Genomic DNA, 12,308 nt, shown 5'->3' with positions numbered 1-12,308 from the left:
TCCGGATCCGGAGTCTTCCGGGGTCAGAGCAGGCGGTCGGCCAGCACCCGCTTCACCGCGGGGCTCGCCTGAAGGCTGCCGAGCACTTCGATCGAGGCGATCGCGGCGCTGGCCAGATCGGCGGGAACGTCGTCGGCGATCACGGCGAGGCCGAGGACGCGGATATCGAGCCGTGTCCCCGATGCCCGCGCCGATTCCAGTTCGGCCCGGCCGTAGCGGCGCAGGCCGACCTCGATCGGTTTGCGGGCCACCGATTGGCGGGTGATGTCGGCGTGCCGCTCGATCTGGTTGCGGATCGCCGTGCGGATGAAGTCGCTGCGGTTGGCGTAGACGCCTTCCGAGACGAGCAGATCGACATGCCCGAGATCGACGAAGCCGAGATTGACCGTGATCTTCTCAAGGTCGCCGGATCTGGTCCCGCCGCGCATGGCTGGCGGAACGTCCGGCCGGCTCTGCTGCATCACATCCATCATCGCGCACATCCCCGCGCCATCCACAGGGATGGTATGGGAATGCTCTTGCTGCGCCGCAAGATGAAAGTTTTTGCATTGCAGCAAAAAGGCGTCCGGCTTGGATGGCTGCGCGGCGACCGCTCCGGTGGACCCTCAGGCGATGCGGCGCAGAAGAGCGGGCGCCGGCAGGGACTTACCGATATGCGCCGAAGGGCGCGCGCGCTCACGGTTCCAAGTATTCCCGCCAGACGGCGTTTGTTCCGAGGGTCTCGACAAAGCTGCCATGCCGCAGGCGCTCCGTCTCGGTGAGCCGGCTGCGCATTGGCCGTGGCCCGGCCGGCCCCGAATCGGCCAGCGCCTCGACCGCCACGCTTCCGGCCGGCTCGGCGATGCTGAGCCCGAGGCTGGTCTGCTTGCCGCCCAGCAGTTCGACATAGACCTCGGCCAGGATCTGCGCGTCGAGGAGCGCGCCGTGCTTGACCCGGCGGGTGGTGTCGACGCCGTAGCGGTTGCACAGGGCGTCGAGGTTGTTGGCCGCGCCCGGATGCTTGCGGCGGGCGAGCAGCAGGGTGTCGACCACGTCCTCCAGCGGAATCGCCTTCGGGGCGGCGGGCCCGAGCCGGGCGAACTCCATGTTGAGGAAGCCGACGTCGAAGGGCGCGTTGTGGATCACCAGCCGCGCATCGCCGCAGAAGGCGACGAAGGCATCGACCACATCGGCGAAGACCGGCTTGTCGGCGAGCATCGCGTCCGAGATGCCGTGGACCGCGAAGGCGCCCTCGGACACCGCCCGCTGCGGGTTGATGAGCTGGTGGTAGAATTTGCCGGTCTGGACGTGGTTGATCAGCTCGACGCAGCCGATCTCGATGAGCCGGTCGCCGTTCCTGGCGTCCGTGCCGGTGGTCTCGGTATCGAGGACGATCTCGCGCAGCATTTTTTTGGTTCCGTGGCCGGCGGGCAGCCTGCGCGCCGGTCGCCGAAGGATGGGTTAACCGGCAGCGCCCGTCACCGGGTTCGGCTCGCCAACTCCTCGACGATCCGCCCCACCTCGGCTTCCGCGTGTTCGAACCCGCGGCTCGTGTCGATCAAAAAGTCCGCCCGCGCCCGCTTCTCGGGATCCGGCATCTGCTTGGCGCGGATCGCCTCGAACGCCGCCTCGGTCATGCCGGGGCGGGCGAGCACGCGGGCACGCTGGACCTCCGGCGGGGCCGTGACGACGAGGACCGCGTCGCAGCGGGCGTCGGCCCCGGTCTCGAACAGCAGCGGGATGTCAAGGACGACCAGCGGCGCCTCCGCGTTGCGGGCGAGGAAGGCGCGGCTCTCCTCCCGGACCAGCGGATGCACGATCGCTTCCAGCCGGGCGAGTTTGTCCGCGTCACCCAGCACCGCCGCGCGCAGCGCCGGACGATCGACGCCGCCCTCCGGAGTCAGGGTGCCGGGGAAGTCATCGCCGATCGCCCGCGCCGCAGTACCGCCCGGCCCGTAGAGGGCGTGGACCGCCGCGTCCGAATCGTGGACCGGCACGCCGCGGGCGGCGAACATCGCGGCGGTGGCCGATTTGCCCATGCCGATCGAGCCGGTGAGGCCGAGCACCACGGGGCGGCGGGATTGGCCGGGAGCGCTCATCGCGCGGCGAGATCCGCGACGATTTTCTCGCGCAGGGCCGGCGTGACGGCGGGACGCAGGCCGAACCACGCCTCGAAGCCCGGCACCGCCTGGTGCAGCAGCATGCCGAGCCCGTCGACCGCGGCGAGCCCCCGCGCCCGCGCCGCGGCGAGGAGCGGCGTCTCCAGCGGCACGTAGACGATGTCGGCCACCGCCGCGCGGCTCGGGAGCGGGGCGAGATCGAGAGCGAGCGGCGGGTGCCCGGCCATGCCGAGCGAGGTGGTGTTGACGAGAAGTCCGGTGTCGGAGAGCGCCTCCGGCACCGCCTCCCAGGCCAGTGCCTCGACGTGGTCGGGGTCGAGTTCGGCGAGCGCCCGCGCCCGCTCGGGGCTGCGGTTGGCGACACGGACCCGCATTCCCCGCTCCACCAGCCCGACGACGATGGCCCGCGCCGCCCCGCCCGCGCCGAGCACGAGGGCGGTCCGGCCGGTGCGCTCGGGCCAGTCCTGGTCCGGGCTTCGGCCGAGGCTCTGGTCGAGATGGGCGATGAAGCCCGGGGCGTCGGTGTTGTCGCCGCGAACCCGGTCGCCCTCGACGATCAGCGTGTTCACCGCGCCGATTTTCTTCGCGCGCTCCGTCAGGGAGTCGGCGAGGCGATAGGCCGCCTCCTTGTGCGGGATGGTGACGTTGCCGCCGGCAAAGCCCGAACCGGGCAGCCCGCGGACGAGCGCCTCGAAGGCGTCCGGCGCCACGTCGATGCGCTCGTAGGTGCCGGCGAGCCCGTGCTCGGCGAGCCAGTGGCCGTGGATCAGCGGCGAGCGGGAATGCCGGATCGGGTGGCCGACGACGAAGGCCCTGACTGTCATGGAATCCTGCCGGCGCATGCGCCTGAGAAGCCGATGGACATCACGCGACGCAGCCCCTGGGCAGCGTGCAGGCGGTCTCCCCCTCCACCTCGATCTGGAGGGTGGCGTGGCCGATGCCGAAGCGCTGGCGCAGCTCGTCCGCCGTCTCCTTGAGGAAGAGGCCGTGGTTCGCCTCGCCCGCCACGACGAGATGGGCGGTGAGCGCCGGCTCGGTGGTGCTCATCGGCCAGATGTGGAGGTCGTGCAGCCCGCGCACGCCCGGGCGGGCGGCCAGACAGGCGCGCACCGCCTCCGGGTCGATGCCGGGCGGGACCGCGGCAAGCGACATCGCCACGCTGTCGCGCAGCAGCCCCCAGGTCGCGACGATGATGAGCGCGGCGATGACGAGGCTCACCAGCGGGTCGAGCCAGTCGAAGCCGGTGGCGAGGATGACGAGACCCGCCAGCACCACGCCGGCCGAGACCGCCGCGTCGGCCACCATGTGCAGGTAGGCGCCGCGGATGTTGATGTCGCCCCCCGCGCCCGAGGCGAACAGCCACGCCGTGAAGCCGTTGATGAGGATGCCGATCCCGGCCACCACCATCACCGTCGTGCCGGCGACAGGCGCCGGCTCGAGGAAGCGCTGCACCGCCTCGACGATGATGCCGCCGGTGGCCACCAGCAGCACCACCGCGTTGAACAGGGCGGCGAGGATCGAGGAGCCGCGCAGGCCGTAGGTGAAGCGGGCCGACGGTGCCCGCTTGACCAGCACCGCGGCGATCCAGGCGGCGACGAGCCCGAGCACGTCGGAGAGGTTGTGGCCGGCATCGGCCACCAGCGCCATCGAGTTCGACAGCCAGCCGTAGAGCGCCTCGACGCCGACGAAGCCGAGATTCAGCGCGATGCCGATGGCGAAGGCCGGTCCGAAATTTTTCGGCGCGTGAACGTGCCCATCTCCACCATGACCGTGCCCTCCATGAGCGTGGGCATGGCTGTGCTCCTGGCGGTGCCCATGCCCGGCATGATCGTGGCCGTGATCCGGATGGGCGTGGTTGTCCCGGTGATCCTGCCGATGGTCGTCCATCGTTCCTCGCCGTGTCAGAACGCCAGCAGGCCCAGGCCCCGCAGCCGCGCCAGAAGAGGGGTCAACGGCAGGCCGAGGACCGTCGAATGGTCGCCCTCGACCCGCTCGAACAGGTGGATGCCGAGCCCTTCGAGCTGGTAGGCGCCGACCGAAGTCGTCACCGCCGGCCCCGCGAGACGCAGATAGGTGTCGATGGCCGCCGCATCGAGAGGCCGCATGGCCAGCCGCGCCGTCTCCACGAAGTCCTGCGCGACGAACGGCTCGGCCCTGCCGTCACGCAGGATCGCCACCGCCGAATGCAGCGCGTGGGTGCGGCCCTGGAGCCGGGTCAGGTGGTCGTGCGCGGCCGCGCGGTCGGCCGGCTTGTGAAAGACGCGGCCCTCGCATTCGAGCACTTGGTCGGCGCCGATCACGACGCGGCCGGGGTGGCGGGCCGCCACCTCCTGCGCCTTGGCGCGGGCGAGCCGCCGGGCCAGCTCAACCGGGCTGATGTCGCCGCCCTCGGCTTCGAGGGCGCGCTCGTCGATCCGCGCGGGCGCCGTCTCCACCGGCAGGCCGGCACCCGTCAGGAGGTCGCGCCGGGTGGCGCTCGCCGAGGCGAGAAGGAGGGGCGCGGGCGCGCGCCAGAGAAGGGAGGCGTTCACAGGGACAAGGGTTTCCGTCAGCGCAGGCCGCGCCAGTCGAGCCAGTCGAACAGGAAGTCGATATCCTGCGGCGCCACGGAGAAGAACCCCTCCCCCGAGCGTTCCGAGCCGATCACGTAGCCGCTGGCATGGCCGAGCGCGTGGTCGATGGAGCTCTGCAGGAAACCGAGTTCCAGTCCGTTGTCGCGCAGCGCCACCACGGTGGTGCCGGGGGGCGCAAACAGCGAGCCGTGCAGCCCCGAGCCATATTCCCCGATGATCGTGCCGGCCGAGCGGAACAGGGCGATCTGCTCGGGCACGCTCAAACGCTCGGGACGGACGCGGGTGAAACCGCGGGCGAGCGCCGTCTCTTCGAACAGGGCCCGCTCCGCCAGGGTGCGGCGGTTGTGCGTATCGGCATTGTCCGAGCGGGAGATCAGGATCTTTTCCGTCCCCGGCTTCTCGCGTCGGCGGCCGAGCGTCCAAGGAGCCTGCCAACGACGCTGCCGGCGAGGACCGGGCGCCGCGCGTTCGAGCAGGAAGCGGCGGGCCTGCCGCATCAGCGGCGAGGCGCGGCTGACGAAGCGCAGCGCCGTCGGCACGAGGAGCCGGCGGCACGCGACGCGATCGCGGGTGCGGTCGTAGACGACGAGGCGATCCTCGCCGATGCCGAGGAGGCCGAGCCAGACCCGGGCGAAATCCGGCGTGTCGGCGGGCAGGAGGTAGCTGAGCCGCGTGATGTCGTGGCCGGCCCGGTCGAGCAGGAACAGCTTGGGCAGGAAATCGACCAGCCAGTGGCCGTACATCTGGTGGCCCATCCCGGTCAGCAGCACGACCGGCGCCTCGACGTCGACCCGGCGCAGATCGGGGAGCCGCGCGGCGATGGCGCGGAAATGATCCTCGAAATTGACGGGGAAGATGTTGAGCTGGCTGGCGTACTGGAACACGCCGTCGAGGAGGATCACGCCCTCCTCCGTCACCTCCGCCCCCGGCAGCTCGTAGAGGCTCGTGCCGAGCACGGTGGTCTGCTCGTGATAGACGCGCAGCAGCGTCGGCGTCACCGCGCCGATCAGCAGCTCGGGCGGGGGCGCCCAGTCCCGATAGGACAGGCTGAGATCGGTGCAGCGCCCGCGCCCGGCCTGGACGGTCTCGCGCAGATCGGCCGCGGCGAGCGCCGCGTTGTCCATGATCGCCGCCCTCCCCCCTGCCTCAGGTCGCGATGAACTTGAGGCGGTGCTCGCGGTAGAGGTCGAGGATCGCGGCCGCCGTCTCCTCGATCGAGCGGCGGGTCACGTCGATGGTCGGCCAGCGGTACTTGGCGCAGAGCCGGCGCGAGGCAGCGATCTCGTCGGCCACCGATTCCCGATCGACGTAGGAGGAATTGTCGTCGGCCTTGAGGCTGAGCAGGCGGTTCTGGCGGATCTGCACGATCCGCTCGGGGCTGGCGATCAGCCCGACGATCAGCGCCTTCTTCACCCGCTCGAAGCTCGGCGGCAGCGGCATCGAGGGCACGAGCGGCAGGTTCGCGGTCTTGAGCCCGCGATTGGCGAGATAGATCGAGGTCGGCGTCTTCGAGGTGCGGCTGACGCCGACCAGCACCACATCGGCCTCATCGAGATCCGCCGGCAGGTTGCCGTCGTCGTGGGCCAGGGTGAAGTTCATCGCGTCGATGCGCTTGAAGTACTCGGCGTTGAGCATGTGCTGGGCGCCCGGCCGCTCGGTCGAGGTCGCGCCGAGATAGGAGCGCAAGAGCGCGTGCACCGGCTGGAGCACGTTGAGCGTCGGCGAGCCGGTCTCGCGGCAGGCCTCCTCCAGGCGCTCGATCAGTTCGTGGCCGACCAGCGTGTAGAGCACGAGGCCCGGCGCCGCCTTGATCTCCGAGATCACCCGTTCGAGCTGCGCGCCCGAGCGCACCAGCGGGTAGACGTGCTCGATCGCCGAGATCCCCTCGTACTGCACCGCCGCGGCGCGCCCGACATTGATCAGGGTCTCGCCGGTGGAGTCCGAAACGAGGTGGAGATGGAAGTAGCTGCGGCTCATCGTCGGCCCGTCTCTGCCGTGACGCATCGATCCTGGGAGACAGCGTGGCCGCCCCGCCCGCGATGCTTAGAGCATTTTTTTGCGCGAAGGCGATGCCGAATTGCCGTTCTTCCGCGGACGGCCCTCAGTCTGATGGCGGGCCGATGGCGCGGAAACGGAACCCGGCAGGCCGTTGCGGAGGCCGCCGCGCGACCTGGATCGCTTCGGCTCCGCCTCGCGCTGACGAGCCCGGCTCCCTCCGTCACGGCGCCGCGCCGCGGCTGGAAGAGGCGTCGGCGCCTCATCGCAAAGCCAGCTCTTTCAAGGGCTTGAGGCGTTCAAGAGCGGTTTTGTCGGCAGGATGTCCCCAACCGGCCGGCGAGGAGTCGACAAGTGGGGAAAAGCCGGGCCGGCGGGCGCGCGATGGCGGGTTGCCCCGAAAACCATCGACTCCTCCCTCAACACCGTGATCTTGCGCGCACGGCGGAGTCGCCCCCGTGGGAGAATCCGGGACCGAAGGGGCCCTCAGGGCACAGGGGCCCACGCAAGCCGCTGGTGAGCTTGGCCTATCGTGGACATTAGATCCAATCCGTTAAGAGGCGATTAACGCCGCGGCTGTGGGGAGGGCCTGTGGACGCGCTTGCGGCATCACGATCCAACGTCCAAGAGAAAAAACAGAGATTCTAGAATCTCTCTTTCTTTGAAGAGGGCCTGGGTGGGGATGGCGCGGTCGCGACCTCTCCGGCCTCCCTCGCAAAGGGCAAGCGGGCAGGAAGCGAGTTGGGAATGGCCGAGGCAAGGACGGCGGACAGGCCGGTGCTGCGGGTGCTGTCAGGCGAGGCGATCTCCCCGCCCCCGGCCTGGATGATGCGCCAAGCCGGCCGGTACCTGCCGGAATACCGGGCGACCCGGGCGGAAGCCGGCTCCTTCCTCGATCTCTGCTACAATCCGGCCTTCGCCACCGAGGTGACGCTCCAGCCGATCCGCCGCTTCGGCTTCGAGGCCTCGATCCTGTTCTCCGACATCCTCGTGGTGCCCCACGCCCTGGGCCAGGACGTGCGCTTCGTCGAAGGCGAGGGGCCGCGCCTCGACGCGCTCGAAGGCAGGGCGCAGTTCGAGCGCCTGCGCGAGGCGGGCGACCCGGCGATTTTTTCGCATCTGGCGCCGGTCTTCGAGGCGGTGGAGCGGATCCGCGGGGCGCTGCCTCACGAGACCACGCTGCTCGGCTTCTGCGGCGCGCCGTGGACGGTCGCGAGCTACATGATCGGCGGGCGCGGCACGCCGGATCTCGCCCCGGCCCGGGCGCTGGCGGCTTCCGATCCGGCGCTTCTCGATGCGCTGCTCGACCGGCTGGTCACCGTCCAGACCGAGTACCTCGTGCGCCAGTTCCGCGCCGGCGCCGACGCGGTGCAGATCTTCGAGTCCCATGCCGGCGTGCTGCCGGCTTCGAGCGACGGCGACGCGCTCAAGCGCTTCTCCCTCGGTCCGATCGCGCGGATGGTCGAGGGCATCCGCGCGCAGGTGCCGGATGCGAAGATCGTCGTCTTCGCCCGCGGCTCGGGTCTCGAGGGCCATGCCCGCGTCATCCCCGAGACCGGCGCGGATGCCGTCGGCGTCGATTGGGGGGTCGATCTCGCGGCCCTGCGCGCCCGTGTGCCGGCCACGACGGTGACTCAGGGCAACCTCCACCCCGAGACGCTGATCGAGGGCGGGCGGGCCCTGGACGCGGCCGTGGACGCCATCCTGGCGGCGACCGAGGGGCTGCCGCACATCTTCAACCTCGGCCACGGCATCACCCCGCAGACGCCGATCGCCCATGTCGAGCAGATGCTGGCCCGGCTCCGGGGCGGGCGGTGAGCCGCATCCGCGTCGCCGCCCTGGCACTGGTGCGGCGGGCGGCCGGGGGCGAGGCTTTGCTGGTGGTGCGCAAGCGCGGCAGCACGCGCTTCATGCTGCCCGGCGGCAAGTTCGAGGGCGGTGAGACCGACGCAGCCTGCCTCGCCCGCGAGTTGCGGGAGGAATTGGGCCTCACCTTCGATCCGGGGACGGCGATCCGCCTCGGCCGGTTCGAGGCGGAGGCGGCCAACGAGCCCGGCCACGTTGTCGAGGCGAGCGTCTACCGGCAGGAGGCCGTGCTCGGCCTGAACCCGGTCTGCGGCGCGGAGATCGAGGAAACCGCCTGGCTCGCCCTGAACCCTTCGGCGGACGATCCGGCAATGCCGCTCGCGCCGCTCCTCACCCGAGAGCTTCTGCCGCGCCTGCGCGCGGCATCCCCGTCACGGAGTCCCTCACCCGGTGCTTGACGCTTCGTACCCCTGGATCAAGGCCTTCCACGTCATTGCGGTCATCTCGTGGATGGCGGCGATGCTCTACCTGCCGCGCCTGTTCGTGAACCACGCGGCCCTGCCCGCCGGCTCGCGGGTGCAGTCCGAGACCTTCAAAGGCATGGAGCGGCGCCTGCTCAAGGCGATCATGACCCCGGCCATGATCGTCACCTGGATCCTCGGCCTGTGGCTCGCGTGGCAGAGCGGCTACTACGCCGCGCCCTGGCTGCACGCGAAATTCGCCCTGGTGCTGGCGATGAGCGGCGTGCACGGCTTCCTCGCCCGCACGGTCAAGGACTTCGCCGCCGACCGCAACACGCGGGGCCCCAACTTCTACCGGGTGATCAACGAGGTGCCGACGCTGCTGATGATCGGCATCGTCATCCTCGCGATCGTGAAGCCTTGGAGCTGATTCTTCTTTCAAAGGCGGGCACCGGGGCGGGAACGAACCGTTGGAAGGGCAAAGCGTGGCCGTTGCCCACGATGGAGCCTTGCCGATGCGTGTCCCGTTCCTCGCCCTGAGCCTTGCTCTGAGTCTTGCCGCGGCCTCGCCCGCGGCGGCGGCGAGCTTTCCCTGCGCCAAGGCCGAGACGCCGGACGAGAAGACGGTCTGCGACACCCGCAGCCTCAACGATCTCGACGTCGAGATGGCGGTGCGCTTCGACATCCTCAAAGACCTGCTGCCGATGGGCAACCGCACCAAGATGCAGGAGGATCAGGAGGCCTGGCTCAAGGACCGCCGCGCCTGCGGCACCGACGTTGCCTGCCTCACGGCGGCCTACGAGGGCCGGCTCAAGATTCTTCGCTCCGTTCTGTCGGAGTTTGCCAAGCAGGGCGGGCAGTAGGGTTCTTTCCCACCCATCCCGTCATCCTGAGGGGCCGCTTTGCTCGGTATCCGGTTGATCACTTCGGGATGCGAGGATTCCCCTCTCCCCGCACGCGGGGAGAGGCCTGTCTGCACCTCGTCGTGCAGACAGGAAGCGGAGGCGAAGCCGGAGCGGCGGTGAGGGGGCGCCGCCGGAAGAGGCTCACCCTGAAGCGCCCCCTCACCCTCGGCTGCCGCCTCGCTTCATGTCCCGACAAGGGGGCACGAAGCCCTCTCCCCGCACGCGGGGAGAGGGGAACCCTCGGCGCCCTGAGTCATCAGAAAACCGCCGCTCACAACCGCGCCAGCAGCCGCTCCGCCAGGGGGTTCTCTGCCGCAAACGCATAGTCGATCCGCCGCACGCTGACCGCCCGCGCCCCGGCCTGGACCAGGGCGTCGGAGAGGTCGAACACCGCGTCCACCGGGCAGCGCATCACGATCTCGCCGTCGGCGCCGCGGGGCGCGCCGTAGGGCAGCTCGGCCTCGTGCAGGCCGGCAATCGTCGCCAGATCGATTTGGCCGGATTCCGGCAGCGCCGCGCGCACCTCGCGGGTGGTGCGGGCGCGCTCTTCCGCTGCGATCCGGCCGAGCACGGCGCGAAGGGCCGCGCGGGCCGTCTCGCCCCAGGACGCCTTGAGCGAGGCGACGAGGTTGGCCTCCGAGCGCAGCATCACCCCGTCATCGAGGATCTTGAGGGCGTTGGCCGCGAGCGTGGTGCCGGTGGTGGTGATGTCGACGATGATCTCCGCCGAGCCCGCCGCCGGCGCGCCCTCGGTGGCGCCCAGGCTCTCGACGATGCGGTAATCGGCGATGCCGGCCTCGGCGAAGAAGCGGCGGGTCAGGTTCACGTATTTGGTGGCGATGCGCATCCGCCGGCCCTGGCGCAGGCGCATCTCGCTCGCCACCTCGTCGAGATCGCTCATGGCGCGCACGTCGATCCAGGCCTGCGGCACCGCCACCACCACGCTGGCATGGCCGAAGCCGAGCGGCGTCAGCAGCTCGACGCTGCCGGCCGGATCGGGCAGCATCTCGCGGATTAGGTCCTCGCCGGTGACCCCGAGATGGGCGGCGCCGCTGGCGAGCTGGCCGGCGATCTCGGAGGCCGAGAGGTAGCGCACCTCGATTCCGGGAAGCCCGGCGAGCGTACCGCGATACTCGCGCGCACCCGCCTTCTGCACGAGCTTCAGGCCGGCGCGGGAGAAGAAGGCGCTCGCATTCTCCTGGAGCCGGCCCTTGGAGGGCACGGCGAGGACGAGGGGCTGATCGGTCACGCCACAACTCCTTCCGCGCTTTCTGCCGCGCTTCCTGCGGCACAACGCGACAGCCAGAATGCGCAGCCCACCGCCGGCAGCGGCACCGGGCTGCCGAGCTGCTGCAGGAGCCCGTCGTAGCGCCCGCCGCCGACCAGGGTCGGTCCTCCTGCCGAGCCCGTCACCTCGAAGATGAAGCCGGTATAGTAGTCGAGGTTGCGCGCGAACCCGCCGCTGAAGCGGAAGCGCTCCACGGGCAGGCCGCGCGCCGCCATGAAGCCGGTGCGCTCCTCGAACAGGGCGAGCGCCGCGTCGAGCCCCGCATGGGTCAGTCCCGCCTCGCGGGCGAGCGCCCGCACCGCGGCCGCCGCCGCGTCGGGATCGCCGCCGATCGCGCAATAGCGCTCGATCAGCTCGCGGTTGCCCGCGTTGAGGCCGGCGCCGCCCTGTGCCTGCGCCGAGGCTTTGGCGAGGAAGCGCTCGGCGATGGCGCCGGCGCTGCGCCCGCCGACCTGCGAGATCCCGGCGATCGACAGCACGTCCTCGACGAAGGCCCGCACGGCGCCGGCATCCTGGCCCTGGATCGCCGCGAGCAGGCCGGCATGGCGGTCCTCGGTCTGCGCCGCGTTCGCCACCTCGTCGAGGGAGCGCCCGGCGGCGATGGCCCGCAGGGTCCGGCGCTTGGCGACCGGCGGCACGGCGAGCGCGTCGAGGAAGGCGTGGGTCAGGCCCATATCGCCGAGCCGCACCGCGACGTCGGAGCGCCCGAGCAGGTCGAGCCCCTCGAGGGCGAGCCCGAGCACCTCGGCATCCGCGGCCGGGGTGTCGGTGCGCCCGATCGACTCGATGCCGCCCTGGACGAACTCGTCGGGCTCGCCCGCCGCGACGCGGAAGACGGGCCCGAGATAGCTGTAATCGGCGCTCTCGCCCGGCCGCGTCGCCTGATGCAGGCGGCAGACGGGGATGGTGAATTCCGGCCGCAGGCACAACTCGGCTCCGGTCGCATCCTGCGTCACGAAGATGCGCCGCCGGATGTCCTCGCCCGACAGTTCGAGGAAGGGCTCGACCGGCTGCAGCACGGGGGGCGAGGCCGGCACGTATCCGCAGGCGGAAAAATGCGCCGACAGCCGCACATGGCGCAAAGCCTCCGCCCCGCTCGGGCCGCCTGCCTCCGGTCTCGTCATGCTTCTTCGTCCGAGCCTCGATCGGCGCCCTCCTAGCAACCGGCGCTGCATTTGGCG

14 protein-coding genes are annotated in these 12,308 nt (G+C 70.7%); 4 read left to right on the top strand and 10 right to left on the bottom strand.

Features of this window, described 5'->3' with window-relative positions; genetic code table 11:
* Positions 1-23: 23 nt before the first annotated feature.
* The 8 genes from HNR01_RS10730 to HNR01_RS10695 all read right to left on the bottom strand — a co-directional run bounded on the left by HNR01_RS10730 (position 24) and on the right by HNR01_RS10695 (position 6,649).
* Entirely contained in the window at positions 24-473 is a 450-nt protein-coding gene (locus tag HNR01_RS10730) for a ribbon-helix-helix domain-containing protein (protein WP_183667790.1), read from the bottom strand.
* Between the two features lie 202 nt (positions 474-675).
* The gene (gene dnaQ / locus HNR01_RS10725) at positions 676-1,386 is read right to left on the bottom strand and encodes a DNA polymerase III subunit epsilon (RefSeq protein ID WP_017484890.1); all 711 of its coding nucleotides are present in this window, start codon (positions 1,384-1,386) and stop codon (positions 676-678) included.
* A 71-nt stretch (positions 1,387-1,457) separates the two neighbouring features.
* Entirely contained in the window at positions 1,458-2,078 is a 621-nt protein-coding gene (coaE, locus tag HNR01_RS10720) for a dephospho-CoA kinase (RefSeq protein ID WP_183667715.1), read from the bottom strand.
* On the bottom strand, positions 2,075-2,923 hold the full coding sequence (locus HNR01_RS10715) for a shikimate dehydrogenase (RefSeq protein ID WP_183667714.1): 849 nt from the start codon (positions 2,921-2,923) through the stop codon (positions 2,075-2,077). Before HNR01_RS10715 ends, coaE begins: the two co-directional genes overlap by 4 nt.
* A gap of 40 nt (positions 2,924-2,963) precedes the next feature.
* Complete coding sequence (locus HNR01_RS10710; RefSeq protein WP_183667713.1) at positions 2,964-3,986, bottom strand: cation diffusion facilitator family transporter; 1,023 nt, start codon at positions 3,984-3,986, stop codon at positions 2,964-2,966.
* Between the two features lie 14 nt (positions 3,987-4,000).
* Positions 4,001-4,630: a Maf family protein gene (locus HNR01_RS10705; protein WP_183667712.1), complete on the bottom strand. Its 630-nt coding sequence runs from the start codon at positions 4,628-4,630 to the stop codon at positions 4,001-4,003.
* A gap of 17 nt (positions 4,631-4,647) precedes the next feature.
* Positions 4,648-5,796, bottom strand: a complete 1,149-nt coding sequence (locus HNR01_RS10700) for a glycosyltransferase family 61 protein (protein ID WP_183667711.1) — start codon at positions 5,794-5,796, stop codon at positions 4,648-4,650.
* Positions 5,797-5,818: 22 nt separating this feature from the next.
* Entirely contained in the window at positions 5,819-6,649 is an 831-nt protein-coding gene (locus HNR01_RS10695; protein WP_017484898.1) for a pyruvate, water dikinase regulatory protein, read from the bottom strand.
* Between the two features lie 765 nt (positions 6,650-7,414).
* On the opposite strand from HNR01_RS10695, the gene hemE reads away from it, so the two are divergent.
* From hemE to HNR01_RS10675, 4 genes are all read left to right on the top strand, one after another.
* Positions 7,415-8,485 (top strand): uroporphyrinogen decarboxylase, encoded by a 1,071-nt coding sequence (hemE, locus tag HNR01_RS10690; protein ID WP_183667710.1) that lies wholly within the window; start codon positions 7,415-7,417, stop codon positions 8,483-8,485.
* The gene (locus HNR01_RS10685; RefSeq protein ID WP_183667709.1) at positions 8,482-8,931 is read left to right on the top strand and encodes an NUDIX hydrolase; all 450 of its coding nucleotides are present in this window, start codon (positions 8,482-8,484) and stop codon (positions 8,929-8,931) included. Before hemE ends, HNR01_RS10685 begins: the two co-directional genes overlap by 4 nt.
* Positions 8,924-9,364 (top strand): protoporphyrinogen oxidase HemJ, encoded by a 441-nt coding sequence (gene hemJ, locus HNR01_RS10680; RefSeq protein ID WP_183667708.1) that lies wholly within the window; start codon positions 8,924-8,926, stop codon positions 9,362-9,364. The genes HNR01_RS10685 and hemJ overlap by 8 nt, the downstream gene beginning before the upstream one ends.
* Positions 9,365-9,449: 85 nt before the next feature.
* On the top strand, positions 9,450-9,797 hold the full coding sequence (locus tag HNR01_RS10675) for a lysozyme inhibitor LprI family protein (RefSeq protein ID WP_183667707.1): 348 nt from the start codon (positions 9,450-9,452) through the stop codon (positions 9,795-9,797).
* A 313-nt stretch (positions 9,798-10,110) separates the two neighbouring features.
* Here the strand turns inward: HNR01_RS10675 and hisG are convergent, their stop codons facing one another.
* Both hisG and HNR01_RS10665 read right to left on the bottom strand, forming a co-directional pair.
* Positions 10,111-11,088, bottom strand: coding sequence for an ATP phosphoribosyltransferase (hisG, locus tag HNR01_RS10670; RefSeq protein WP_183667706.1), 978 nt, complete (start codon positions 11,086-11,088; stop codon positions 10,111-10,113).
* Complete coding sequence (locus HNR01_RS10665) at positions 11,085-12,251, bottom strand: ATP phosphoribosyltransferase regulatory subunit (protein WP_183667705.1); 1,167 nt, start codon at positions 12,249-12,251, stop codon at positions 11,085-11,087. The genes hisG and HNR01_RS10665 overlap by 4 nt, the downstream gene beginning before the upstream one ends.
* Positions 12,252-12,308: the final 57 nt, after the last annotated feature.

Origin of the sequence: Methylorubrum rhodesianum (assembly GCF_014199985.1) — a bacterium.
In the GTDB taxonomy this organism is placed as follows: Bacteria; Pseudomonadota; Alphaproteobacteria; order Rhizobiales; family Beijerinckiaceae; genus Methylobacterium; species Methylobacterium rhodesianum.
This window is presented reverse-complemented; position numbering and strand designations above follow the sequence as displayed.